Annotated in this window: 24 protein-coding genes; 11 read left to right on the top strand and 13 right to left on the bottom strand. The window is 65.6% G+C overall.

Annotated features, from left to right (window positions below; all coding sequences use genetic code 11):
* Positions 1-121 precede the first annotated feature (121 nt).
* From QX041_RS03750 to QX041_RS03735, 4 genes are all read right to left on the bottom strand, one after another.
* On the bottom strand, positions 122-361 hold the full coding sequence (locus QX041_RS03750) for a DUF6719 family protein (RefSeq protein ID WP_315714646.1): 240 nt from the start codon (positions 359-361) through the stop codon (positions 122-124).
* Between the two features lie 220 nt (positions 362-581).
* Complete coding sequence (locus QX041_RS03745) at positions 582-1295, bottom strand: porin family protein (protein ID WP_315714647.1); 714 nt, start codon at positions 1293-1295, stop codon at positions 582-584.
* A gap of 299 nt (positions 1296-1594) precedes the next feature.
* Positions 1595-2041: a hypothetical protein gene (locus QX041_RS03740; RefSeq protein ID WP_315776666.1), complete on the bottom strand. Its 447-nt coding sequence runs from the start codon at positions 2039-2041 to the stop codon at positions 1595-1597.
* 161 nt (positions 2042-2202) lie between these two features.
* Positions 2203-2544 carry a hypothetical protein gene (locus QX041_RS03735; protein WP_315714648.1) on the bottom strand — a complete coding sequence of 114 codons (342 nt, stop codon included), beginning with the start codon at positions 2542-2544 and terminating at the stop codon, positions 2203-2205.
* 290 nt (positions 2545-2834) lie between these two features.
* Here QX041_RS03735 and QX041_RS03730 point away from each other — a divergent pair, with 290 nt between their 5' ends.
* A complete protein-coding gene (locus QX041_RS03730) occupies positions 2835-3380 on the top strand; it encodes a tetratricopeptide repeat protein (protein ID WP_315714649.1) in 546 nt (181 codons plus the stop codon).
* A 145-nt stretch (positions 3381-3525) separates the two neighbouring features.
* Positions 3526-4914, top strand: a complete 1389-nt coding sequence (locus tag QX041_RS03725) for a serine hydrolase domain-containing protein (RefSeq protein WP_315714650.1) — start codon at positions 3526-3528, stop codon at positions 4912-4914.
* Positions 4915-4931: 17 nt separating this feature from the next.
* On the opposite strand, the gene QX041_RS03720 is transcribed toward QX041_RS03725, so the two are convergent.
* Positions 4932-6524, bottom strand: a complete 1593-nt coding sequence (locus tag QX041_RS03720) for a S10 family serine carboxypeptidase-like protein (protein ID WP_315714651.1) — start codon at positions 6522-6524, stop codon at positions 4932-4934.
* Between the two features lie 233 nt (positions 6525-6757).
* Here QX041_RS03720 and QX041_RS03715 point away from each other — a divergent pair, with 233 nt between their 5' ends.
* The 5 genes from QX041_RS03715 (at position 6758) to QX041_RS03695 (ending at position 11926) form a co-directional block, all read left to right on the top strand.
* Positions 6758-7441, top strand: coding sequence for a hypothetical protein (locus QX041_RS03715; RefSeq protein WP_315714652.1), 684 nt, complete (start codon positions 6758-6760; stop codon positions 7439-7441).
* Positions 7442-7452: 11 nt separating this feature from the next.
* Positions 7453-9606: an adenylate/guanylate cyclase domain-containing protein gene (locus QX041_RS03710; protein WP_316164498.1), complete on the top strand. Its 2154-nt coding sequence runs from the start codon at positions 7453-7455 to the stop codon at positions 9604-9606.
* A gap of 161 nt (positions 9607-9767) precedes the next feature.
* Entirely contained in the window at positions 9768-10547 is a 780-nt protein-coding gene (locus tag QX041_RS03705) for an NAD kinase (protein WP_315714654.1), read from the top strand.
* A gap of 124 nt (positions 10548-10671) precedes the next feature.
* On the top strand, positions 10672-11217 hold the full coding sequence (locus QX041_RS03700; RefSeq protein ID WP_172107934.1) for a response regulator: 546 nt from the start codon (positions 10672-10674) through the stop codon (positions 11215-11217).
* A 124-nt stretch (positions 11218-11341) separates the two neighbouring features.
* Positions 11342-11926, top strand: a complete 585-nt coding sequence (locus QX041_RS03695) for an Hpt domain-containing protein (protein ID WP_315714655.1) — start codon at positions 11342-11344, stop codon at positions 11924-11926.
* A 270-nt stretch (positions 11927-12196) separates the two neighbouring features.
* On the opposite strand, the gene QX041_RS03690 is transcribed toward QX041_RS03695, so the two are convergent.
* The 4 genes from QX041_RS03690 to folE all read right to left on the bottom strand — a co-directional run bounded on the left by QX041_RS03690 (position 12197) and on the right by folE (position 16001).
* Positions 12197-13372: a DUF2336 domain-containing protein gene (locus QX041_RS03690; protein ID WP_316164497.1), complete on the bottom strand. Its 1176-nt coding sequence runs from the start codon at positions 13370-13372 to the stop codon at positions 12197-12199.
* 288 nt (positions 13373-13660) lie between these two features.
* A complete protein-coding gene (locus QX041_RS03685; protein ID WP_316164496.1) occupies positions 13661-14686 on the bottom strand; it encodes a lytic transglycosylase domain-containing protein in 1026 nt (341 codons plus the stop codon).
* 149 nt (positions 14687-14835) lie between these two features.
* Complete coding sequence (hisI, locus tag QX041_RS03680; RefSeq protein ID WP_315714658.1) at positions 14836-15264, bottom strand: phosphoribosyl-AMP cyclohydrolase; 429 nt, start codon at positions 15262-15264, stop codon at positions 14836-14838.
* 29 nt (positions 15265-15293) lie between these two features.
* On the bottom strand, positions 15294-16001 hold the full coding sequence (gene folE / locus QX041_RS03675; protein ID WP_315714660.1) for a GTP cyclohydrolase I FolE: 708 nt from the start codon (positions 15999-16001) through the stop codon (positions 15294-15296).
* 226 nt (positions 16002-16227) lie between these two features.
* On the opposite strand from folE, the gene QX041_RS03670 reads away from it, so the two are divergent.
* Positions 16228-16689, top strand: a complete 462-nt coding sequence (locus QX041_RS03670; protein WP_315826211.1) for an iron-sulfur cluster assembly scaffold protein — start codon at positions 16228-16230, stop codon at positions 16687-16689.
* 110 nt (positions 16690-16799) lie between these two features.
* Here the strand turns inward: QX041_RS03670 and QX041_RS03665 are convergent, their stop codons facing one another.
* The gene (locus tag QX041_RS03665) at positions 16800-17690 is read right to left on the bottom strand and encodes a hypothetical protein (RefSeq protein ID WP_315714662.1); all 891 of its coding nucleotides are present in this window, start codon (positions 17688-17690) and stop codon (positions 16800-16802) included.
* Between the two features lie 262 nt (positions 17691-17952).
* On the opposite strand from QX041_RS03665, the gene yidD reads away from it, so the two are divergent.
* Positions 17953-18303 (top strand): membrane protein insertion efficiency factor YidD, encoded by a 351-nt coding sequence (gene yidD / locus QX041_RS03660; RefSeq protein ID WP_315749469.1) that lies wholly within the window; start codon positions 17953-17955, stop codon positions 18301-18303.
* 161 nt (positions 18304-18464) lie between these two features.
* On the top strand, positions 18465-18677 hold the full coding sequence (locus QX041_RS03655) for a hypothetical protein (protein ID WP_315714664.1): 213 nt from the start codon (positions 18465-18467) through the stop codon (positions 18675-18677).
* Between the two features lie 9 nt (positions 18678-18686).
* On the opposite strand, the gene QX041_RS03650 is transcribed toward QX041_RS03655, so the two are convergent.
* Together QX041_RS03650 and QX041_RS03645 are read right to left on the bottom strand one after the other, a co-directional pair.
* On the bottom strand, positions 18687-19925 hold the full coding sequence (locus tag QX041_RS03650) for a hypothetical protein (protein WP_409998610.1): 1239 nt from the start codon (positions 19923-19925) through the stop codon (positions 18687-18689).
* 1 nt (position 19926) lies between these two features.
* Entirely contained in the window at positions 19927-21300 is a 1374-nt protein-coding gene (locus tag QX041_RS03645; RefSeq protein WP_315826213.1) for an APC family permease, read from the bottom strand.
* A 340-nt stretch (positions 21301-21640) separates the two neighbouring features.
* On the opposite strand from QX041_RS03645, the gene QX041_RS03640 reads away from it, so the two are divergent.
* Positions 21641-22852: an alpha/beta hydrolase gene (locus tag QX041_RS03640; RefSeq protein WP_410051847.1), complete on the top strand. Its 1212-nt coding sequence runs from the start codon at positions 21641-21643 to the stop codon at positions 22850-22852.
* Between the two features lie 21 nt (positions 22853-22873).
* Here the strand turns inward: QX041_RS03640 and QX041_RS03635 are convergent, their stop codons facing one another.
* Positions 22874-23224: a hypothetical protein gene (locus tag QX041_RS03635; protein ID WP_315714667.1), complete on the bottom strand. Its 351-nt coding sequence runs from the start codon at positions 23222-23224 to the stop codon at positions 22874-22876.
* Positions 23225-23351 lie beyond the last annotated feature (127 nt).

The following is a 23351-nucleotide window of genomic DNA, read 5'->3' as shown; positions in this document are numbered from 1 at the left end:
CGTCTTCATGCCAGTCCGGTCCCGCGGACGACTTGCCTTCATCAAGGATTTTTCGACAGACAGACCCGCGATCAGCGGGCAGCCGGAGCTGCCCGCTGGAAGGTCGCCATGAAGCCCGTTCTCAGGGCGTCGCCGTCGCCAGCGATGCCGTTTCGGCCGGAAGGGCGACACAGGCACGCTTGCGGCTGACACCGCGGATCGCACCGGTCACCTTCAGCACCTTGCCCGACGGGCAGGACGCGGTTTGCACCAGCGCCACCTCGTAGGGGGCCAGCATCAACGGTTCGGTCTTCAGAACGGTCTGGGCGGAGCACGGCAAAACAGCCGCCGACAACAACAGCACGGACACCAAGATACGCATGTGGGATGATCCATCAAACCGGCGCACCGATAATATCAACTGATGGCGAAAGTTTCACGAAGGTTTGAAAATTTTTTCGCACTGCGTGAGCGATCGCGAAACCATCGCCAGCCAACCACCGGAGAGCAACACGCCCGCACCAGACGGCGCGGGCGTGTTGGAATTGAGGCGTGATCCGCTTCCAGCCGAACGCCGCCGGCCGCGGGCTCGGCGATCTCGCTTAGTACTTGCTGGCGGCTGGTCCGCCCCAGCCGAAGCGGTAATTCACGCCGACCTTGACCGTATGCTCGTCGCTGTTGAAGCGGCTGCCCACAACCGGAGCCGGCCCACCCGTGAAGGTCGTATTGCCGAAATTGTAGTACTGGTATTCAGCCTTGGCCGACCAGTTCGGCGCGAACATGTATTCGAGGCCGGCGCCGACGGTGTAGCCGTCCTTGGTATTGCCGGACGTGCTGAAGCCCGTCGGCACGCCGGCGACGCTCACCCCGAGATTGTTGCCGTCCCGCCAGGCATAACCGCCCTTGGCATAGAGCAACGCCGGTCCCCAGGTGTAGCCGAGACGGCCGGTGACCGAGCCGAGCTGGTTGGCGCCGGTCGAGGTCACGACCGCAGCCCCCGGGAAGCCGAAATTGGTCGTATTGCGATCCATCCAGCTGTACTGGGCTTCGATGCCGAGCACCCAGTTCGGGGCGAACTGGTAGTCGAAGCCGCCCTGCACGCCGCCCAGGAAGCGGCCGTTGTTGCCTTCCAGGCTGTTATTGCCCGCGAAGGCGCCGCCGAGGTGACCACCGAGATAGAAGCCGGTCCAGTTGTAGATCGCCTGAGGCGGCGTGTAGACCGGCGCCTTGGTGTAGGTGCGCGGAGGCATATCGGCGGCGAAAGCCGGGGCAGCCAATGTGGTCAAAGCCACTGCACTGAACAAAAACCGCTTCATGGGACGTCCCCGTTATTCGTTTGCGACATCTATCGAACATCATGGCCGCATTTGGGTTGCCCGGTGGCGGTGACGCAGCTGTGATTGCCGCTGCGGTGTCACCAGAGGGCAACAAAGGCCTTTTGTTCCATAGGCTTCCCGAATATTTCGTGAAGCTGACGCCTCGCCCGATATTTGGTCGCCGCGAGGCGACAAAGCGTTCGGTCCATCCCCGATTTGTGATCGGGCAAGCGGCTTGGCAAGGCGCTGCGACGACGTGGCAATCCTTCGAAAACGCCGGGACCTGAAAACGCCGCGGTCTAGCGCGTGAGGCCCGCCAGCTCCGGGAATGGCGCGTAAGTCGACCCGGCACAGAGCTCGCCGGCATCCTCGACCAGACGGTCGAACCGGCCGTCGACGAACACCGCCGCGCGCTCCTGCGCCGGACGGTAGCTGCCGTCGGACTCGCGCGCCGCATAACGGAGGCAGCTCACATAGCGCAGCCGGCCACCGACCGTCCGTTGCACCGGCTCCGCCATGACGCCGTCGCGCACCCCGACCGGATTGTTCAGGTAGGTCCTGAGATAGGACAGGATCTCGCTGCGGTGGTTGGCCGGAAACGGCTGGCTGCCGACGCCGCGATCGCCGGTGTAGGAGATGCCGCGATTGTCCTCGCTCATGAACGCGGCGGGACCTCCGCTGGCGCACCCCGCCAACAGCAGCGCCAGCGCGGTTGCCGGCCACCAGCTCGTTCTCCCCATCCCCAGGCGCCCAACTCTTGAAAGCCAATCCCGCGGCCGTTCTAGCTCAAAGCCAGAGGCCGGGAAATCCGTCCCGGCTCACGCCTTCGTCAAGCCGCTGCCGCCGGAGCGCTCTGGCGCGCTCCGGCGGTCAACGACCAGATCGGCTCTGCGCGGCCTTGGCTAGATCAGCCGCGGCGGGTCGCCGGCGTCACGCGCTTGAAGCTCACCTTGTTGTGATGGCCGAGATGCGCCACGTGGCGATGCTTGTGGCGGACAAGCGAGGCATGCGGCTTGGTCTTCGTCTTGCCGACGGTGGGCTTCATCTCGTTCGCCTTGTCGCCGGCCTGCGTCGCGCCCGGCTTGGTGGCGTTGGTCTTGGCCGCATCGGTCTTGCTCACATCGGTCTTCGCGGTGCCAGTGGTCTGGCTGGACTTCGCGGACGTATCGGTTTTTGCAGCACCAGCAGCGAATGCGGGCGCAGTCAGGATCGACGCGGCGAGCAGCGCAACAGACATTGACTTCAGCATGGTCGTCTCCGTGATGTGAAGATCTGGAGGCACCATCCAGTCTGGATGGGCTCGTGATCATGGAGACGACGATAGGGAACCGGCACTGAACCCACCCTGAAGTAAAGCGCTGTTTTCGGTTCATGGACATGAAGGGATAGTCATCGAGGTGACTGGTCTGTCATCATGTCGTCCGTATAATGCACCGATCGCGGCGCAAAATCCGCGCAAATGGCCGGGAATATTTCGCAGCTGCGGGAGTTCTTCCCCGTACGCAGTCACCTGTTGGATCGACAACTCGGGAGATACGAATGAAAAAGTCTGCGCTCAGGATTGCCACGCTGGCTCTGTTCTCGATGGCCGTGGCCTCCGGGCCGCTGCTTCTGTCGAAGGCCTATGCCGCGGGCAGCGATACCCCGTCGTCGCCGCCGGCGTCGGATTCGGGCAAGAAGAAGAAGGACAAGAGCTCGAGCATCGAAGATCCGAAGTTCCTGGCGGCCTATCGCACGGCCTATACCTCGATCTATGATCGCGGCGACTACGCCACCGCGATCCAGCAGCTCAAGGCGCTGAACCGCGAGGACGTCGCCGACGTTGCCAATCTGATCGGCTACTCCTATCGCAAGCTCGGCAACTACCAGGCCTCCAAGCAGTACTACGAGCAGGCCCTGGCGGATGATCCGAACCACGTGCGCACCTGGCAGTACTACGGCCTGTGGCAGCTCGAACAGGGCAACCGCGAGCAGGCCAAGTACCACCTCGACAAGGTCGCGCAGCTCGCCGGCACCAACAGCCCCGAATATCGCTCGCTGGCCGACGCGCTCGAGAAGCAGCCGGGCACCGGCCTCGTCTACTGACGACGCGATCGGACCAGCTCCGATCTCGAAAGTGGCGCAACCCGAAAGGGTTGCGCCATTTTCGTTTGTCCGCTGTCGTTGATCCGTTATGGATGAAACCTCGTGCAGACCATTTTCATCAGATTTTTGAATGGGAGATTGCCTCGTGGAGTCCTGGCTTGGCGCAGCACTCGATTACATCAGGGATTGGCTGGCCTTTCAGGTCGCGGTCTCCGAGCAACCCGGTTGCATTATTGCGATCGCCCATCGCGGTGAGATCGTCCTGGAGGCGGCCTTCGGGCACGCCAATCTCGACAGCGGCGAGAAGCTGACGCCGCGGCACCGCTTCCGCATCGCTTCGCACACCAAGGCGTTCACCGCCGCCGCCATCATGCGCCTGCGCGAGCACAAGCGGTTGAAGCTCGACGACACCGTCGGACAATACGTCAAGGATCTGCATCCGGATGTCGCCGCGGCCACACTGAACCAGCTGCTGTCGCACACGGCAGGCCTGATCCGTGACGGCAAGGATTCCGGCCAGTTCACGGATGGCCGGTCCTATCTCGACAAGGACGAACTGCTGGCCGAGCTGAAGCAGCCGCCGGCGATCGATCCCAACAGCCGGTTCAAATATTCCAACCATGGCTACGGCCTGCTCGGCATGGTCATCGAGGCGATCACCGGCGAGCCCTACCCGGCCTGGCTGCAGCGCGAGATCATGACGCCGCTGGCTTTGCGAGAAAGCGCGCCCGACATGACGCTGCTCGGCAAGAGTGTCCCATTCGCGCGCGGCCATTCACGCGTCGTCCCCGTGGGCCGCCGGGTCGTGATTCCCGGCGACAATCCGACCAACGCGATCATGCCGGCAGCGGGCATCGTCGCGACCGCGGCCGACACCGCCCGCTTCTTCGCCCAGCTTGCCCCGAACGCGAAGAAGAGCCTGCTGTCGGTCGCTAGCCGGCGCGAGATGGTGCGCCGGCAATGGCGCGTGCCCCAGGACGTCGAAGAGGCCTATTACGGCCTGGCGCTCATGAGCGGGACAACGGCCGGCTTCGACTGGTTCGGCCATGGCGGCGGCTTCCAGGGCTACATCTCGCGGACGTCGGTCATTCCCGCCCGCGACATCACGATCACCGTGCTGACCAATGCCGTCGACGGCTGGGCACCCGGCTGGGCCAATGGCGTCAAGTTCATCCTGCAGGCCTTCGCCACCCACGGCGCGCCGTCGCGCAAGACGCGCGACTGGACCGGCCGCTGGTGGACGCTGTGGGGCGCCGTCGATCTCGTCCCGTTTGGTGACAAGGTCATGGTCGCCAATCCGGTATTCATCAACCCGTTCCTCGATGCCGCCCGCATCGAGGTGACCGGACGCGACACCGGGCGCATCGTGCACGCGGCCGGCTATGCCAGCCATGGTGAGGCGGTGCGGCGCGTGCGCACCAAGTCCGGCGTCAGCGAGATCTGGCTCGCCGGCGCACGGGTGCGGCCGGAGCGCGTGGTGAAGGCCGAGATGGAGCGGAAATATCCCAAGGGCCGGCGCAAGAAAGACTCATAGCCCGGGTGTCGCTGCACTCATCGGGCCTCCTCCCTGCCCTCCTTCATCAACGCCTCGGCCTCGCCGCGGAAGGCTTTGCGCGCATCGTCGCGGGAATAGAACATGTGGCCGCCCGGATAGACCACGAGCTTGACCCGCGGCGGCCGCGCGAAGGCCGGCAATTGGTCGAGCAGGATCTTCGAGCCGTAATATGGCGTGGCGAGATCGAACAGGCCGTGGCCGACCAGGAGTTTGAGCTTGGGATCGAGCGCGAGAATCTGCCGGAGTTCGCCGGTGGACTCCGGCGGGTTGGTGCCCTTTCCGAAATCCCATGACCGGTTCACCGCCCCGCTCAACAGCTCATAGGAGCCGTCGGGGTGCCAGTTCAGCTTGCGTGTCGTCAGCTCGACCGCGGCGCTGGTCAACGGCGCGGTGAGCACGTCCCCGGATGGATCGGAGCTGCGCGAGCGGCTCGAATCCGGATAGGGATCGATGCCCAGCACCGAGCCGTCATAGCGCCCGGTGATGCGGCCGTTCTTGCGGTCGAACTCACGGCGAAACTCCGAGACGTCGAAGCGGCCGGCCAGCCTGCGGCTGACCACCTGGTCGATGCCGGTCAGGGTCGCGACCCTGTCGGCGAGCCGATTGGTGGCTTCCGTATCGGCCTCGCCTTTGACGAGATCGAGCAGGAAGTCGCCGCTGGCGTAACGCTCGACATCGGCAAGATCGGCGCGGGTCACCGGCCCCTTCATCTGCTTCGCGACGGCCGCATAGCTCGGCAGGCTCGCGACATATTGCATCAGGCTCGAGCCGGAATAGTCGCGAAAGTCCATCAGCGGCGACAGCAGGATCAGGCCGCTGATGCCGATGCCCTGGTCATGCTGCAGGTTGTTGACGATCTTCGGACCGCGAATGCCGCCATAGCTCTCGGCCGTGATGAATTTGGGCGATGCGAGACGGTCGTGCTTCTCCAGCCAGCGACGCACCACGAGCGACAGCGAACGCACGTCGCCGTCGACCGAGAAGAACCGTTTGCGCACCTCGTCGCCGGTTGCGACGAAACGGCTGTAGCCGGTCCCGACGGGATCAATGAACACCAGATCGGTAAAGTCGAGCCAGGTGTCTGCATTCGGCATCAGCTCCAGCTTCGACGACGGCGTCACGCTGGCCGCGTCGATTCCGATCCGCCACGGACCGGCATTGCCGAGCTGCAGATAGGCGGACGAGGCACCCGGCCCGCCGTTGAAGAAGAAGGTCACCGGGCGGCTGGCGCGGTCGGCGCCATCGAGCTGATACGAAGTGTAGGCGATGTCGGCCTGCGGCTCGCTCTTGTCGTCGAACAGGCGGATCGAACCGGCAGTCGCCGTGAACGACAGCGTGCGGCCGGGCAGTTCGAGCTTCTGTGTCGTGGTGGAGTCCGGCGGCAACTTGTGCTGCTCGGCGGTCGATGCTGAGCCGGGCGGGCTGGCGGCGCGATTTCCGGCCGAGCCGGTGCGATGCGAGCCCGGCGCTGCGGCGTCGTGCGCCGCCGGTGGCGCATCCTCGGCGTGCAGGGCCGGGCTGGCGAGCAGTGCCGTCACGGTCAAAGCCATCAGTCTCGGCCACGCGACGGACGATCTCATCCCTGCCATCAGCTCACTCCCCTAGGCGCTTGGCGCAACACGCCACCTCTGCAAGGGCATGAACCGCGGCTTGGGAGCAAGCTCAAGCAACTCTTCCGTGATCCAAGTCACATCCGCACCAGTGCCTGTTCCCCTCAGGTGTGTTATGGGCTCGAACCTCTCCATCGCCTCCGACGTCCCATCACTGGGACACCCAGGTTTGGGGCAAGAGGCCGCCGCCGATTGCGATCACGGAGTTCATCATGAAGTTGCCGACGCTCATCATCGCAGCCCTCTCCGGGCTCGCCGGACCGGCCGTGATCGGATCGCCGGCAGCCTGGGCCGGTCCGCCAGCGGCGCTGGTCGAGGACGTCCAGGGTGATGTGGCCGGCGCCGAGCTGATGGACTATGTCGCGCCCGGCCAGGTGATCAAGCTCGGCCCGGATGGCGCCGTGGTGATGAGCTACCTCAAATCGTGCCGGCGCGAGACGGTCAACGGCGCCGGCAGTGTCACCGTCGGCCCCGGCGAAAGCACGGTCGACGGCGCGACGCTCAAGAGCGACATCGTCAATTGCGACGCCAGCCATGCACAGGCCACCTCGCGCGAGACCAGCGAGGTCGCGGCGACGATCGTGCGCAGCGTCGGACCGGACAGCGCGCCGGTGGCGCAGGCGATCATCTACAGCGCGTCGCCCATCTTCGAGGCCAAAGGGCGCGGCACGCTGACCGTCGAACGCCTCGACCAGCCCGGCGAGCGCCAGCAGGTCGAGCTCTCGGGCCGGCAATACAAGGGACGATTCTACGATTTCGCCGGCACCAGTCACCCGCTCACGCCCGGCGGCACCTATGTCGCGAGCTTCAGCAACTTGCGCATCGTGTTCAAGGTCGATGCACAGGCCAAGGCAGGCCCCGGCCCTGCGGTCGGGCGATTGATCCGGTTCAACTGAGCCGAAAGCTCTTGTCGGTGGCGATCGGACGCCGGACGCGCGACGCGCTTGCCGTCATCGCCATCGCGCTGGCGTGCGCGGGCCTGTTCGTGTCGCCCCTCTTCGAGCGCGGCCGCGGCCTGTCGCTGGATGCACTGACATGGCTGCGCTTCGAGACCTTCGGCAACCGTCACGATGCAGCAGCGAGTCCGGCGGTGGTGATCGCGGTCGACGAGGAGAGCTACCAGGCGCCCCCCTTCAAGGGCGCGCCGCTGTTGACCTGGACCGGCGAGATCGGGCGCGTGCTGACGGCCGTCCTCGACGGCGGCGCCAAGGTGGTCGGCTTCGACATCGTGTTCCAGACTTCGATCGAGCAGTCGGAGATTCCGCTCGGCGACAGCACTCTCGGCGAGAAGACGCGCGGCTTCGATCGCGACTTCCTGCGTGCGCTCGCGGCCGCGGCCGCCGGCGGCAAGGTGGTGCTGGGCGAGATCTTTGCCGAGCCGCCGATCCTGCCCGCGCCCGGACAGCGCATCGCGGTGCGCCAGCAGCAGAACCTTCGTCCGCTCAACACCTATACCGACAGCGACGATGTCGTCCGCCGCCATCCGCTGACGCTGTCGGTCGACGGCAAGGCCGTTCCGAGCATGGCGTTGGAATTGGCGGGGCGCGCAACCGGCACCGCGCCGGTCATTGCCGCCGATGGCGTCACACTCGGTGCGTACATGGTGCCCGGCAGCGTGCCGAGCACCATGACCCTGAATTTCGCCGGCGGCGCCCAGGACATTCCGACCTATTCGTTTGCCGACTTGCGCGCCTGCGCGCTCAAGGGCGACAAGGACTATTTTCACCGCGAGTTCGCCGGCAAGGTCGTCCTGCTCGGCACCGTCGGGATCGAGGATCGGCGGCTCACCTCGAAGCGCTTCGCAACCCGCGCCGAGGGCGGGCGGCGGCCGCGCTGCGTTCTGGACGAGCGCAGGATTGCCGAGACGTTCGCCCGCAGCACCATTGCCGGCGTCTACATCCACGCCACGGCGGTGAACAATCTGGTGCGGCAGGATGCGGTCACCGAACTCGGACGCCCAGCGATCTTCGCCATCGCCGCAACCATCGCCCTGCTGGCTGCGCTGCTCGCCCGATTGCTGCGCCCCGCCTCTGCAGCGGCAATCCTGGCAGGGCTCGCGCTGCTCTACACCGCGCTTGCCACCGCCCTCTTCGACCATGCCTACGGGCTGCCCTTGACGGAGCCGCTCGCAGCCGGCGCGCTCGCGCTGGCTGCGACCACCGGCTATCGTTTCATGGTCACCGACAAGGACCGCAGGCTGCTGCAGAAGAGCTTTGCCTATTACCTCGCACCGCACGAGATCGACCGCATGCTCGCCTCGCGCCGGCTGCCGCAGCTCGGCGGCGAGACCCGCGAGGTCACCGTGTTCTTCTCCGACATCGAGGGCTTCTCGCGCCTCGCCGAGCAGATGGCGCCGGAGCAGCTCATGGCGCTCACCAACGAATATCTCTCGGCCATGACCGACGTCATCGAAAGCCACGACGGCTATGTCGACAAATACATCGGCGACTCCGTGGTCGCCGTGTTCGGCGCTCCGCTCGACGATCCCGACCATGCGCGCAGCGCGGCGCGTGCAGCGCTCGACTGCAAGGTGAGGCTCGCCGAGCTCAACCATTCGTCGACGGCGTTCCAGGGCATCAAGGTGGCACAGCGCATCGGCATCAACAGCGGCGCCGCGCTGGTCGGCAATTTCGGCTCGCAACGCCGCTTCAACTACTCCGTCATGAGCGACGCCGTGAACGTGGCCTCGCGGCTGGAGGGCGCCAACAAATTCTACGGCACCACGATCATCGCCTCCGAGAGCACGGTGGCGCTGGCCGGCACCGAGTTTGCCTGGCGCGAGCTCGACACCATCCGGGTCAAGGGCCGCGAGCAGTCACTGAAGATCTACGAGCTGCATGGCCGCGCAGCCGAGCTCACGCCGGAGGAACAGGCCCTCCTCACCAGCTATGCCACAGGCCTTGCGCACTGGCGCGCCGGCGAGCTGCCGCAAGCAGTCGACTGCTTCGCGCAAAGCGCACTGAGCGATCCGCCAAGCCACTTCTTCGCCGAACGCGTGAAAGCAAGCTTGGCGACCGGATCCCTGGCCTGGGACCCAGTGCGCAGCCTGCAGGAAAAATGACGCCACGATGACTTCCGTGCGTGCGCGCACGTCCGGGCCATATCAGCCTCATCCCGGCCCCATTGCCCCAGGATACCGGCCGCGATGGACAAGCACGGGCAAGGTCGGCTAGACGACACGGCGCCTGTCACCGGCCAACCGACCAGCGAGCCCTGCGACGCATGACCACGTCCAAGCGATATGAGCGGATCGCCTTCGTCGCGAGTCCGAGTGCCGAAGCCCAGGCCGCACTGACGCAGCTCTCCGCGCTGTACGGCAACTCCGATCCCGACCTGGCGGACGTCGTGGTCGCGCTCGGCGGCGATGGCCTGATGCTGCAGACGCTGCACGACCACATGCGGTCGGGAAAGCCGATCTACGGCATGCATCGCGGCACGGTCGGCTTCCTGATGAACGAATTCAGCACGATCGATCTGCACGGACGGCTCGAAGCGGCGCAGGAATCGGTGATCCATCCGCTGCTGATGCGGGCGACCGATGCCGCGGGCGTCGTTCACATCCACCACGCCATCAACGAGGTCTACCTGTTCCGCCAGACGGCACAGACGGCGCGGCTGCGCATCCTGATCGATGAGCGCGAGCGCATGCCGGAGCTGATCGCCGACGGCGTGCTCGTCGCCACGCCCGCAGGCTCCACCGCCTATAACCTCTCGGTGCAGGGCCCGATCCTGCCGATCAACGCCGCACTGCTGGCGCTGACGCCGATCAGCGCGTTCCGGCCGCGTCGCTGGCGCGGCGCCCTGCTGCCGAACACGGCCTATGTGATCATCGAGGTGCTCGAAGGCGACAAGCGGCCGGTCGCGGCGGTGGCCGACCATGACGAGGTCCGCAACGTCCAGCGGGTCGAGGTGCTCTCCGACAAGACGATCTCGATGCGGATGCTGTTCGACGCCGGCCACAGCCTGGAAGAGCGGATCCTGAGCGAGCAGTTCGGCTACTGACATCGGGCGGTTTTCCGCGCCTTTTTGCTCCGTGGCCGCGCTGCGCAACGCTTTGTTAACCCGCGGCTCCGTATGGTTAATGTGGGTATACCGCCATCACCGGTGATCCCTTCGGGCCGGCCAAATGTACCGCATCGACTTCAACAAGCTGCGCTTTCTCGTCTGCGACGACAACCCGCACATGCGCCGCATCCTGCGCACGCTGCTGCATTCGTTCGGCGCCCGTGAGGTCAACGAGGCCGAGGACGGCGCGACCGCGCTCGAGATGTACACTCATTTCTCGCCAGATATCGTCATCACCGACTGGGCAATGCCGATCTTTGACGGCCTCGAGCTCGCGCAGATGATCCGGCAGCCGGAAGCCAAGGGCAATCCCTACGCGCCGATCATCATGCTGACGGGACATTCGGAGAAGCGCCGCGTCACCGTCGCGCGCGACGCCGGCGTCACGGAATTCCTCGCCAAGCCGATCTCGGCCAAGGGCCTGTATCAGCGCATCCTCAACGTGGTCGCCAATCCGCGGCCCTTCATCAAGACCAAGACCTATTTCGGCCCGGACCGGCGCCGCAACACCAACACGGCCTATATCGGGCCGGAACGCCGGATCGGCGGCGAGGCGGAGATCTTCCAGCAGCCGTCACTTCTGGATAAGGCGCGCTCCGCAGTTTAGGGGCGCGGCAGTGAGCCCGCGTTAACGCAATCCGGGGATCGGCGCCCAGAGCGCCAAGGTCCTCGGCTATGAATCGGGGAAGTGGGTCGATTTGCGTTGATCGGCATCATCAGGGGATATCGAGATGGCGAAAGACAAGGCCCCGGCGGTCCAGGTCAAGACCTACGCCTCGCATCACGTCATCACCCAGCCCAATCCGCTGAAGAAGGTGCTGCGCCGCGCCGAGGAGAAGGATCTCGACGATCCGATCGCACGCGCGGAAGCCGCGCTGGCCGGGCTGTCCGGCGAGTTCAAATCGTGGATGGACACCGAGGCCGATCGTCTGACCGAGGCCTATGCAGCAGTGCTCAAGACCGGCTTCGACGACGACGCCTGCGAGGAGATGTTTCGCGCCGCCCACGACATCAAGGGCGACGCCGCGACCTTCGGCTATCCCGCCGCTGCCGAGGTTGCCGATAGCCTGTGCCGGATCATCGAGCACGCGCCCGACCTCGAAAAGGTCCCCGCCGAGCTGTTCGAGCATCACGTCAACGCCATCCAGGCGATCGTGCATGATCATACGAAGTATGACAGCGCGACGGTCGCAGGCGAATTGAGCCGCCGGCTGCGCCGCGTGGCGGACGACTATCTGATCCAGGTCAACCGCAACCGGCCTGAGCATCTCGAAGCGATCCTGGCGCCGAGCCTCGTGCCGAGCGATCAGCCATAGGCCGGCAGGCCGCTCACTATCCATGCATTCCATCGCAGGATCGTTGGCCACCATCCATCCTGGCGTCATTTCGGGGCATCGCGCAGCGATGAGCCCGGAATCCATCGCCATAGAATGGAATGTGAGGCGCGCGAGCGGTGACAGCTTGCCTCGGCACGTTGCCCTGTGGTTACGGATTCCGGGCTCGCGCTTCGCGCGCCCCGGAATGACGGGCGGAGAGAGGTCGGCCTTAATCTGCTGAGGAATCCGCGGACGAACAGGCGAGCTGCGCTAGGCCGCGATCAGTCCGAACTCCAGCCCGGCGACGAAATCCTCCGCCATCACCTCGTCGCAGAACTCGCGGGCCTCGTCGCGCGCGGATTCGGTGGCGAAGCGGCGCAGCAGGATCAAGAGCGGCGCGGCCGCGTCGCGGTCGGTGGCGCAATGGGTGAGCACGCGCTCCACCATCTTGCGACGCAGGATCGCTGCTCCGCTCAGGGTGTCGGCAAAGCCGTTCTCGCGGCAGACCTCGAGCGCGATGCTGAACGCGTCGAAGGTGGTGTCGGGAATGCCGGCCTTGCGCAGCAGCCCCTGCAGGCTGGCGCGACCGCGATCGTTGAGCAGCGCCGACACCCGCGCCCGCGGCATGTCGGCGAGCTCCGATAGCGCGATCTCGAACAATTCGACGTTGCCGGAGAGAAGCGCGCGCAGGATCAGGCCCGCGGTGAGTTGCGAGGTTGCGCGCAGATGCTGGACCAGCCCGCGCAGCTCCTCGCCGCGCGAGCGCGCCGCGATGGTGATGGTCGAGCGGTCGCGCGCCTCATTGGTGATGCGCCCTGCCCTGTCGGCGCTGAGCCAGTTCCTGGCGACGACGAACTGCGCCAGCGTCTCGGACAGCTTGTCGACCAGCGCCGCGCGCGTCGCGGCCGGCAGGTCGTCCAGCACCAGCATCGCTTCGCGGATGGCGGCGAGGTGGCCGTGGCGCTCGACGATGCGGTCCCAGGAGAACGGCGCGAGCTCGGCATAGGCATTCTCGATCAGCTCGAGCGCGGCGGCGGCGCTGCCGACCTCGGCGATCGCGGCGCACACCGGCGCGGGCAGGCCGACGCGGCGCGCGATCGCGCATTGCGTGTCGGAGTTGCCGGTCGCGACGATGTCGACGAGGTCGGCATCGATCAAGAGCGGCGAATGTTCGAGGACGATGGCGGCCACGGAAGCCTGGTCCGTGGCGAGCGCCTGGACGATGGCGGCCGGCGCCTCCTCCGAGCGGGCGAACACCTCCGCCATCGCCTGCCGCACCAGCGGCGACGGATCGTCCAGCAGCATGAGGAGCGCGCCCTCCGCGGCGCCGCGATCCTCATCGCAAAGATCCGACAACAGCCACGCCCGCGCGAGCGCCCTGGTGGCCTCTGCCCGCTCACCGGCGGGTGCGGTTCTGACCCAACTGAGAAACTGCCGAACGATCATGGTCTTTCCGGCTTACGCAACTTGCAGACAAAGGCCACGAGGGCCTCAACAGCACCGAAAATAAACCACGACGCTTAACAAAGCGTTCACCATAAGTGGCTGGTTTTGTTGATGTTTTGTTAAGGCGGCAAGTTGTTTACATACTATGGTACCACTCAACGCCGCATTTGGCCGTAATCCGACGGGGGAAATGCGGCCGCCGCCAGCGGCGCGAGCCGCGGCGGGACTTCAAAATAGTTCTTTTTGATCAATGGTTCAGCGACGAGCGCGACCGCCTTCGCCGGTGCATCAGCCCGAGAAGGTGCCGTGCGGATCGCTGAACAGGTCGAGCCTGCGCTGACTATTGCCGCTGGCATCGATACTGCCGCTCTCCGACGGGGTCGCGCTGGCAACCGATGAATGGCCCCACAACTCGCGCACGGTCGGCGAGACCGCCTGGCTCGACTGGCCGTCAACCTGGAATAGCGAACGAAACATCGGATCTGCCGGCCGGTTGACCGCCGACGCATCGGCCGTCGTCGAGGAGCCGGACCGGGATGAACCGCGCGCATCCGGAAACATCGACAGGAAGGTTGCGGTGTCGGTGGTCGGCAGCGCGCCGCCGCCGGCCGCATTGGCCGCGACATTCGTCCCACCATAGAGTGCAAGCGCGCCCCTGGTGGCCGAGGAATTGGCGGCGCCGGCATAGCGCGTGTTCAGGACCGCATAGACCTGGGACACGCTGCGGGCTTGTCCGTCGCGATCGTAGAAGATCGGCCGGTTGGCCGCGGCGGCGCTGGGAAACATCCGCGCAGCCGATGCATTCGGAGTTTCCTGGGTGCTGGTGATCAGCTTCGCGGCGCCGCCAACGCCCATGAAGTGCGCCATGTAGAGCTCGGCGTCGGTCGGCCGGCGGCCGATCTTGCCGGTGAGCTGAAAGCTGTTCGATTGCGTAAGCGCCGCCGCCATTGCGGACGACGCCTGCGGGTCGTCACGCAGCTTCATGATCGCCTGCCGCATGGCGGGATCGCTGACCGTGTAGTCGCCCGACGGTGTCCGGGTGATTGCGTCGGCATATTGGCCATAGCCGAGATCGGCGCCGGCTTCCTTCACCGTGCCGAGCCAGGTCTGGTCGATGAACTGGTAGAGCCCGCGCGCTGATGACGTCGAGGCGCCGGCGGTCGGATTGAAGTCGGACTCCATCTTGGCGGTCGACAGCAGATATTCGAAGCTGGTGCCGACGCTGTCAGCGGCCTGCTTGATCGCGCCGGCGACCTTCGCCCGGACGCCATCGAGGAAACCGGTGGACGAGGAGTTGGATGCGTCGACCGACATGGGAAGACCCGCTGTTTGCAGATTTGCTGGCAGACGAACGCGCCGGAAACGTCCGGCAAAATGCGGCGGGCATGGTTAATGGCGAGTTAATTCGCTGGGCCCGGCCGGGCCAATGAACGACCGGATAGACCCGGAGGCAGGTCGCTGGCCTACTTGCGATAGACCTCGGCCGGATCGAACAGACGGTCGGCATCGACGAAGACGAGCTGCGCACCGCTGCCGTCATCCGATCGCTCGACCTTGCGATAGAAGCAGGAATGGCGGCCGGTGTGGCACGCCGCGCCAGCCTGCTCGACGCGCAGCCAGACCGCGTCCTGGTCGCAATCGGTGCGCATCTCGACCACGCGCTGGGTCTGGCCCGAGCTCTCACCCTTGCGCCACAACGCATTGCGCGAGCGACTGAAATACCAAGCTTCGCCGGTCGCCACCGTCTTGCGCAGGGCCTCCTCGTTCATGTGGGCGACCATCAGCACGTCGCCGCTCACGGCATCGGTCGTCACACAGGTGACGAGGCCGGCCGCGTCGAACTTGGGCAGGAAGGCCAAGCCCTCCTCGCGCTCAACTGAGGATGAAGACACGAAACTCTCTGCTCAACGGGTTGGCAGGCTTACCGTTGCGGCGACCGCACCATGGACAGGAAGCGCGACTGCTCGGCCGGATTGTCCCTGAACATGCCGGTGAAGCGGCTGGTGAAGGTGATGGCGCCGTGCTTGGCAACGCCCCGCACCGACATGCAGGTGTGCTCGGCCTCGATCATGACGGCGACGCCGCGCGGCTTCAGCACCTCGTCGATCGCAGCCGCGATCTGGGCGGTGAGATGCTCCTGGGTCTGCAGGCGGCGGGCGAAGATGTCGGTCAGGCGCGCCAGCTTGGACAGGCCGACCACCCGCTCGACCGGCGTATAGGCGATATGCGCGCGGCCGTAGAAGGGCATCATGTGATGCTCGCATTGCGACGTGAACTCGATGTCGCGAATCAGCACGAAGTCGTCATAGCCGGCGGTCTCGCCGAAGGTGCGGTCAAGCACCTCGGCCGGGCACTGGTGATAGCCCTGGTACAATTCATCATAGGCCTCGACGACCCGGCGCGGCGTGTCGACCAGCCCCTCGCGGGTCGGATCCTCGCCGATGTAATTCAGGAGCGTGTAAACCGCGGCCTCGGCTTCCGCGCGCGACGGCCGTGGCCGATCCGGCCGCACGGCGGCGGCGAGAAAATCGGCAGGATCGAGCTCTGCAGCGCGGGGGTCAGTCAGCTTGGCGTCTAACGGCTTGCCCTCGGGCTTGTTCGCGCGCAACGTCTTGATCAAAGTGTCCATCTCAACTCCGTTCGACCGGTCGGCGGTCCGACCGGAGTGTCACCGGCACAGCATCACCTTGAGGGCGTCACCTGCAGAGGTGCCACACGCAGGCTGGCGCCTCTCGCGCCGGACGCCTGTGGATGTGGCTGGAATTCCTGCCAATCGTTTCCATATGCTCGCAATATAGGGCGATGAAACCCGGCCGCCAAGGCCGCCACGCCGGTAATTCCGGGACGTCAGGCACATGCTGAACGACATCTACAACAAGCGCATCATCGAGCTCGCCGGCAACATTCCGCGGCTCGGACGGCTGGACCACCCGGATGCCACCGCCACCGCCCATTCCAAGCTGTGCGGCTCGACCGTCAAGGTCGACCTCAAGATGGACGGGCCCGTGGTGACCGACTTCGCCCACGACGTGAAGGCCTGCGCCCTCGGCCAGGCCTCCTCCTCGATCATGGCCCGTCACGTCATCGGTTCCAGCGCCGCGGAGCTGCGGGAGCTGCGGGAGACGGTGAGAAGGATGCTGAAGGAGAACGGTGCGCCGCCGGAAGGCAAATGGGCCGACATCGCCCTGCTCGAGCCGGTGCGCGACTACAAGGCCCGCCACGCCTCCACGATGCTGACCTTCGATGCCGTGGTGGATGCGATCGGCCAGATCGAGGCCAAAGCCAACGGCGAGCAGCCGGCCGCGGCCCAGGGCTGAGGCGGCATCATTCCCCCGCACGTCAAAATCGCATAGCCAGCTCGCGCGAGGGTGACGGCACCTGTCGCCCCTTTCGGACGCTGGCGCCGGTTCGCCAGCGACGTCGCTGCCTATTGCGGCGGCGTCGCCGCCACCGTCGCCGCCGGAAGCGCTTCGGCGGTGCGGGAGAGTTGCTTGTCGAGCGCGGCCGGGAAGCGGTCCTGCTGCTTGTCCCTGGCCTGCGGCTTCGGCGCGAGCTCGGCGACGGGCACCGCCCCCTTTGGCGGCAGCACCTCGGCGACCAAATCCGTGGTCACGATATTGGTGAGCCGCAGCTCGGCGCGCGACAGCTCATGCAGGTCCTCCCAGGGCGGCACGTTCAGCGCCAGCGACAGCAGATCGCCCGCTCCGCCCATGTCGAAGGTGTATTTGGCGAGACGCCCGATGTCGCGCTCGACGATCATCAGGTCCTGCGCCGTATAGCTCGCCGCCTTGGCGTCGTCCGCTCGGTCTCCCATCCAGATCTGGTGAACGCGGACATGGGCGGTGTCCGGAACATAACGCGTGGTTCCAGCCAGCAGCAGGAACACGCACATCGACTCGCAATAGGCCTCGGGCACCACGCGCGGCCGGTCACCCGCGCGGCTCGGACGCTGGGTCATGCCGACCGTGGTGCGCATCTTCAGCCCACGGAACCGGCGACCCAGGGTTATGGCGTCGTTGACCGAACCGCCGCTGGAGTCGAGCACCAGGGTGGCGCCCGTCAGGTCCCGATCCCTCGCGAAATCCTCGAAATCCTTCGGCGTGTCGCCGGTAACGATCCCGACCGCGCTGACCCAGCCGCAATTCGGCTCGCAGGCGACCCAACCGAACCGCATCGGGAGTTTGCGCTCTTCGAGCGCGCCGCCGGCGCGCGCCGTGTTGGACATAACGGTGATCGCCCCACCGACCACCAAACCAAGCGCTGCCACACCGAGTAGCATCCAGCGCAATTCATGCGACCGCAGCAATCTCACGCGCAATCCGTCCCCCTCGTATAGCTCGGTACGCAGTTCCTCGGTTTTCTTGCGGAAAGACCTGACAAGCTGGCCTCAAATCCGTTATTAGTCTGTCACATCCTTGTCGGGAAACGTATCCGGGCAATCACCGACCGTCCAGCTGCGGCGTGCTGCGGCGCCGCTGAAAACTGGCCATTGTTGCATCACATCACCACAAATGAACGAGAGCAGGGTTCCCTGCCGAGGAACCGGTCAGAAGCTCGCACATCCATCTGGCATTTCGCTCATGAAGCACTCATGCTCCGACATCGGCTGCCATTCTGCGCACATCGGGTCGCTGCTGGGGCGACTCCCGCGCCGCGCGGCTCACGCGCTGATCTGGCTTTATCGCCACACATTGTCGCCGCTGGTCGGCTACAATTGCCGGCACCTGCCGACGTGCTCGGTCTATGCTGATGAAGCCATCGAGCGCTTTGGGCTCTGGGCGGGTGGCTGGATGACGCTCGCCCGGCTGCTGCGCTGCCAGCCCTTTGGCACCTCCGGCATCGACAACGTCCCAACGACGGCTCCTGCGCGCGCCCGCTGGTACCTGCCTTGGCGCTATGCGCGATGGCGCGGCGTCAACGGGCCGAACTGAGGTGCAGCGCAACAAGCACCGAATCGATCGATCGACCTCGCAGATGGCGCTGGCGAAATCCCACGCCAGGACTATGCTTCTGCAATGCGACGGCGCTGTCAGCAGGAACCGCGCCGCTTGGACTGGCATTGATGTGACGCTTCCTTCGGGAGGAAACAACGATGCGCTGGACAATCAGCCCCAGAAGCCACCGAGCGCGCAAGAGTGTCGGTCCCGATCATGCCGGCCATCATGACGCACGCCAGGTGGACCTGCTCTGCATCATCGCTTTGTTGATCGTCATTGTCGGTGCCTGGCGCTATCTCACGGACAGCACCGCCCTGCCCCCGCCGACGACGTCCTACATCGTGCCCAGCCAGAGCGTGCACTGGTGAGATTCGCCCCTACCATCTCGGCCAGAAGATGAAATCGTCGCGCCGCGGCGGCGGATAGAGAGGAACCGGCTCCGGCGCCCGCGGCACGCGCCGGGCGCGCGGCGGCGGCTGGTAATCCGTCTCTGGAAGGACGCTCGCTTCGGCCGAGACTGTCGCGTCGGCCGGAGGCGATCTCACCGCGAGCAGGACATTCGATTCACGCGTGCGCCAGCGATAGCCGATCCCGAACTCCAGCGGCTGCGCGCGCTCGAACAGCTTCGCATAGCTCCTCTGATACATGTCCGGAAACTTGTCGATCGGCCCGGCGTAGCGTCCGAACGGCAGGAAACGCCAAGCCCGCGCTTCGTAGCTTGCGAGCGGGATGCCGGAATCGTCCTGGATGATGGTGGCGCTGTTCTTCAGCAGCCAGCTACGGACCCGCCCGAAGCCGTTCTCATGCAACAGATAGGACGCGCTCTTCAGGAGACTGTCGCCCGGCCCCAGCGGCTCGCAGAACTTGAGCAACCCGCTCGCCTTCACGCCGGAATCGGAGAGATCGCTGGAGAAGTAGTAGAGCGTCTTGGCGACCCCGTCGGCGCCGGCAAACAGGATGCGCGCGCCCTTGGTCGCATTGCGCGTCGGCGCCTCGTCGTTGCCGTGCAATCCGCCGTTCTCGTCCAACCAGATCAGACTGGCCTCGCGGATCGTCTTGCCGGTGCGCGCCAGGAAGACGTAGAGGATCGGCAAGGTCCCTTCGAGCTCGCCTTCGCGCAAGTCGACCTTCATGTCCTTGGTGATGAAGAAGGAGAAGCTCAGGACCGATTGCAACGAGCGTTCGACATAGGACAGCGCCGGGCCGATGCTGCCTCGGGGCAATCTGGTCAGGTCCGGGATCGGGCCCGTCGGCTCGAGTGCCGCCAGGACATAGGTCGTTGCCTTCGGATGAAAGGCATCGGCATAGAGAAAATCCGGCCCCGAGAAGAAATAGAACATCGACGGCCGCGGCGCGGCCAGATTGGCATCCGCCCAGGCCCTGATCTTCGACAATTGTCGCTGCTCGAGCTGATTGAAGGCGTTGTCGAAGAACGCCGCGTGCCGCCGCCACGCCGGATCCTGCACGAAGGGCAGGAGCGGCGAGCCCGCTGCTGGCGGCATGCCCGCCAGCACCCGCGCCGTATCGTCCGGCGTGGTGGTCTGAGCCCGAGCCTCGAAGCTCATGGCAAGGATCAGACATGCGACGGCGAACCAGACTCTCGAGACCAACAGCATTTCAATCCGAACCCGATGCGAGCGTTGCGGCGATACGGCGCGATCGCGCGTGAGCGAACCAATAGATCACCAATCCCGACGCCATTGCGCCTGCGCCGAGCCCTGCCTGCAAGGGCCGCGTTGTGATGAGATAGTACATCATGAAGAAGGTCACGCTGAGGAAAATCAACGGCGTGACCGGATAGCCCCAGGCGCGGTAGGGTCGCGTGAGTTCGGGCTGCGCGATGCGCAGCTTGATCAGTCCGAGCACAGCGAGAAGCGAGCAGGACAACAGCGAGAACTGGACGACGTCCAGCACCGCCTCGAAGCTTTCCGTGAACAGCATCAGGGTGGCGACCGTGAGCTGGAACAGCACGGCATAGGCCGGCGCCCCATTACGCGAGCGCCGCGCAAACACCGACAGCGCCGGAATGTCCTCGCCCATCGTCATCAGCACGCGCGGGCCGATCCACATCATCGCGGCAATGGAAGGAACCAGTCCGACGCAGATCATCGCGGCCACGAAGCGCCCGCCGGTCTCGCCGAAGATATGACTGCCCGCGATGCTCGCGACCTGGAGCTGGCCTGCGAGAGCGTCCATCGGTGCAGCCCGCAGGAAAACAGCGTTGAGCGCGATGTAGAGTACCAGAACGATCACCGTGCCCAGCAGCAGCGCGCGCGGCAAGGTCCGCTCCGGCGCATGCAGTTCGCCGATGATGTAGGTCGCCGCGTTCCAGCCGGAAAACGCGTACATCACGAACACCAGTCCGGTTGCGAACGCCGCACTCGTCACGTGGCCGATATCGGCCGCGGTCGGCAGGAAAGTGACCGACTGCGGGGCGGCAATGGTGTAGCCTGCGATGAGAAAGGCGGTGATGAGCGCGAGCTTCAGCATGGTCGACAACAGCTGGAAGCGGCTCGACTGCCTGATGCCGCCGAGCTGCACCGCTGTCACGAGCCAGACTGCACCCGTGGCGAGCAGCATCGGCGGAGCACTGGTGATGACGGCGCGACCATATTCGCCGAACGCCATGGCCGCGAGCGCCACCGGCGCCGCGAAGCCCACCGTCGCCGAGACCCACCCGGCCATGAAGCCGATCGCCGGATGGAACGCCCGTGTGAGGAAATTGTATTCGCCGCTCGAGCGCGGAAACATCGTGCCGAGTTCGGCATAGGACAGCGCCCCGCAGATCGACACCAGTCCCCCGACCGCCCACAGCGCCAGAATGGAGAAGCCGGACGGGATGTCCCGGACCTGGAAGCCGAGGCTGGTGAAGACGCCGACTCCGATCATGTCGGCGATGACGATCGCGGTCGCGACCGGCAAGGACACGGATGGAACCCGGTCGCCGTCTGTCCGGCCCCGGCCGGGATCGTCCGCCTCGGATGCAGCCATCTCGTCGAGGGACGCCCGGCGCCCCTTCCTCTGCCTCAGCCCAGGTTCCCGCCGAAGCATTCAAACATCGTTAACGGGCGTTAAATATGACCTTCTTCAAGGGTATTTTTGAACCGATTTCGGCCGGGCTGGGCTGCGGCATTGCATCGGGCCTCCGGCCGTCCCACAATCGCGACACGTTCGCGTGGTGTGTCCCGGTACGCCCGGGGTCGACCGGACACGGTCCTTAACGCGACCTCAATTTCGGCGGCGCAGGTTGAACGAAATCCGCTGGTTGAAGAGCCGTGTTGCGGCTCGAACGCGTCTTTGGGGACGGATGATCGGGGAAGACGAGAAAGTGGTGACGTCTGTGCGCAGGGGCTCGTGCCTCTGGTGGCGCGCGGCATCGGCGCTGGCAATCTGCCTTTCCTTCACGCATTGCGGCAAGGCGCCTAATCCCGAGGCGTTGGCCGCCAACGCATCGACGGCCCAGGGGCTGACCTTCGACGATCGTTTTCCGGTACCTGAATTCAGCGACCGCTTCCCGTCCGCGCAGGAGAGCTTCCGGCTTCACACGCCCTCCGACTTCGCTCCGAAGCCGGCGCCCTCACAGATCGCATCGCTGGAGCCGCAACGGTCGGAACGGCGGCAGCGTGAGGATCTGACGACCCTCGTCAGCATGCAGTCGTCGGCCTTTCCCTATTTCGGTAACAATCCGGCATCCGACGCGCCATTCCTGAACGTCAGCAACGGTGAGCGCCGCGGCCACCGCAGCTTGTCCGGCCGCGTCTACTGGCAGGACCAGACCTACAACGACAGCCGTGTGCTGGTGCACGTCCCCGAACAATTCGATGTGCGCAAGCCGGGCGTGATCGTCGTGTTCTTCCACGGCAACGGCGCCACGCTGGAGCGCGACGTGCGCGACCGCCAGTTGGTGCCGCAGCAGATCACCGCGGCGGGCGTCAACGCGGTACTGCTCGCGCCGCAGATGGCCGTCGACGCCGCCGATTCGAGCGCCGGCAAGTTCTGGCAGCCCGGCGGCTTCAAGCGCTTCATGGACGAGGCCGCGGCCAGCCTCGCCCGCCTGACCGGCAATCCGGCCACCGCGAAGACGTTCGCCGGCATGCCCATCGTGATCGTCGGCTACAGCGGTGGCTTTCTCCCCACGGCCTGGAGCCTTGAGGTCGGCGGCATCGGCGATCGCGTGCGCGGCGTCGTGCTGCTCGATGCGGTCTACGGCCAGCTCGACAAGTTCGCCAACTGGGTCGAGCGCAACCGCTCCGGCTTTTTCATCAGCTCCTACACGCGCTATACGGCGCGGCATGATCAGGAACTGATGACGATGCTGCGCAATCGCGGCATCGAGGTCTCCGAGGACATGGAACGGCCGCTGCGCCCGGGCAGCGTCGTCTTCGTCGAGACCGACGAGGGCATCACCCATCGCGACTACGTCACGCAGGCATGGACCCGCAACCCGATCAAGGATGTGCTGGTCAAGATGGCGGCCGCCCAGCCGCCGATCCGGATCGCGGCCGGAGCCCAGGACATGTCGAACCGCGTGTCGAGCCGCTGAGACAGAGGCCGCCGCAATGCCTCAGGACTTCGGAAGCTTCTCGACGAAGCCGTTGAAGCAGGCGAGCCGCTCATCCTCTTCCTTGGTGAACTTGCAGTCGCCGACCACCTTGGCCTTCATCGCCTTCGGCTTGGCTGCCGGCGGAATGACGGCGTCGTAGCAGTTCAGGCGCTCCTTGGTTCCGTCGTCGATCTCCAGGCAGGCCTGGAGCTTGGCGGCCGCCGATTGCGGCTTGGCCGGCGCGGCGGCGGCGGTCTTCGTCCCCTTCGGCTTGACCTGCACCAGCGGACGGTCACCGACCATCGGTGCGCTCTGGGCCAGCGCAGGGGTGCACAGCAGCACTGCGGCCAGGCTCAACATCATCTTCTTCATGCCATATCTCTCTCATCCGACCCGTGGGCACGCGAGGACGTCCGTCGATGCTACTCGCCGGCCGTGGCAGAATCCACGCCCCAGCAACCCCCACGACATCGGCCTTTAATCCGGTCGGGCCGGCTTT

The sequence above is a fragment of the Bradyrhizobium sp. SZCCHNRI2009 genome (assembly GCF_032485115.1).
Lineage (GTDB): Bacteria > Pseudomonadota > Alphaproteobacteria > Rhizobiales > Xanthobacteraceae > Bradyrhizobium.
Note: the sequence above shows the minus strand (reverse complement) of the source record. Positions and strands in the feature narration are given on the sequence as shown.

What these genes read in the sequence shown, in the direction of transcription:
- QX041_RS03695 (WP_315714655.1), top strand. Translation starts at nt 11,342, where the DNA reads ATGGCGAAAGACAAGGCCCCGGCGGTCCAGGTCAAGACCTACGCCTCG.
- QX041_RS03730 (WP_315714649.1), top strand. Translation starts at nt 2,835, where the DNA reads ATGAAAAAGTCTGCGCTCAGGATTGCCACGCTGGCTCTGTTCTCGATG.
- QX041_RS03645 (WP_315826213.1), bottom strand. Translation starts at nt 21,300, where the DNA reads ATGGCTGCATCCGAGGCGGACGATCCCGGCCGGGGCCGGACAGACGGC.
- QX041_RS03705 (WP_315714654.1), top strand. Translation starts at nt 9,768, where the DNA reads ATGACCACGTCCAAGCGATATGAGCGGATCGCCTTCGTCGCGAGTCCG.
- QX041_RS03685 (WP_316164496.1), bottom strand. Translation starts at nt 14,686, where the DNA reads ATGTCGGTCGACGCATCCAACTCCTCGTCCACCGGTTTCCTCGATGGC.
- QX041_RS03750 (WP_315714646.1), bottom strand. Translation starts at nt 361, where the DNA reads ATGCGTATCTTGGTGTCCGTGCTGTTGTTGTCGGCGGCTGTTTTGCCG.
- QX041_RS03715 (WP_315714652.1), top strand. Translation starts at nt 6,758, where the DNA reads ATGAAGTTGCCGACGCTCATCATCGCAGCCCTCTCCGGGCTCGCCGGA.
- QX041_RS03745 (WP_315714647.1), bottom strand. Translation starts at nt 1,295, where the DNA reads ATGAAGCGGTTTTTGTTCAGTGCAGTGGCTTTGACCACATTGGCTGCC.
- QX041_RS03655 (WP_315714664.1), top strand. Translation starts at nt 18,465, where the DNA reads ATGCGCTGGACAATCAGCCCCAGAAGCCACCGAGCGCGCAAGAGTGTC.
- QX041_RS03650 (WP_409998610.1), bottom strand. Translation starts at nt 19,925, where the DNA reads ATGCTGTTGGTCTCGAGAGTCTGGTTCGCCGTCGCATGTCTGATCCTT.
- QX041_RS03635 (WP_315714667.1), bottom strand. Translation starts at nt 23,224, where the DNA reads ATGAAGAAGATGATGTTGAGCCTGGCCGCAGTGCTGCTGTGCACCCCT.
- QX041_RS03720 (WP_315714651.1), bottom strand. Translation starts at nt 6,524, where the DNA reads ATGGCAGGGATGAGATCGTCCGTCGCGTGGCCGAGACTGATGGCTTTG.
- QX041_RS03735 (WP_315714648.1), bottom strand. Translation starts at nt 2,544, where the DNA reads ATGCTGAAGTCAATGTCTGTTGCGCTGCTCGCCGCGTCGATCCTGACT.
- QX041_RS03670 (WP_315826211.1), top strand. Translation starts at nt 16,228, where the DNA reads ATGCTGAACGACATCTACAACAAGCGCATCATCGAGCTCGCCGGCAAC.
- QX041_RS03700 (WP_172107934.1), top strand. Translation starts at nt 10,672, where the DNA reads ATGTACCGCATCGACTTCAACAAGCTGCGCTTTCTCGTCTGCGACGAC.
- yidD (WP_315749469.1), top strand. Translation starts at nt 17,953, where the DNA reads ATGAAGCACTCATGCTCCGACATCGGCTGCCATTCTGCGCACATCGGG.
- folE (WP_315714660.1), bottom strand. Translation starts at nt 16,001, where the DNA reads ATGGACACTTTGATCAAGACGTTGCGCGCGAACAAGCCCGAGGGCAAG.
- QX041_RS03690 (WP_316164497.1), bottom strand. Translation starts at nt 13,372, where the DNA reads ATGATCGTTCGGCAGTTTCTCAGTTGGGTCAGAACCGCACCCGCCGGT.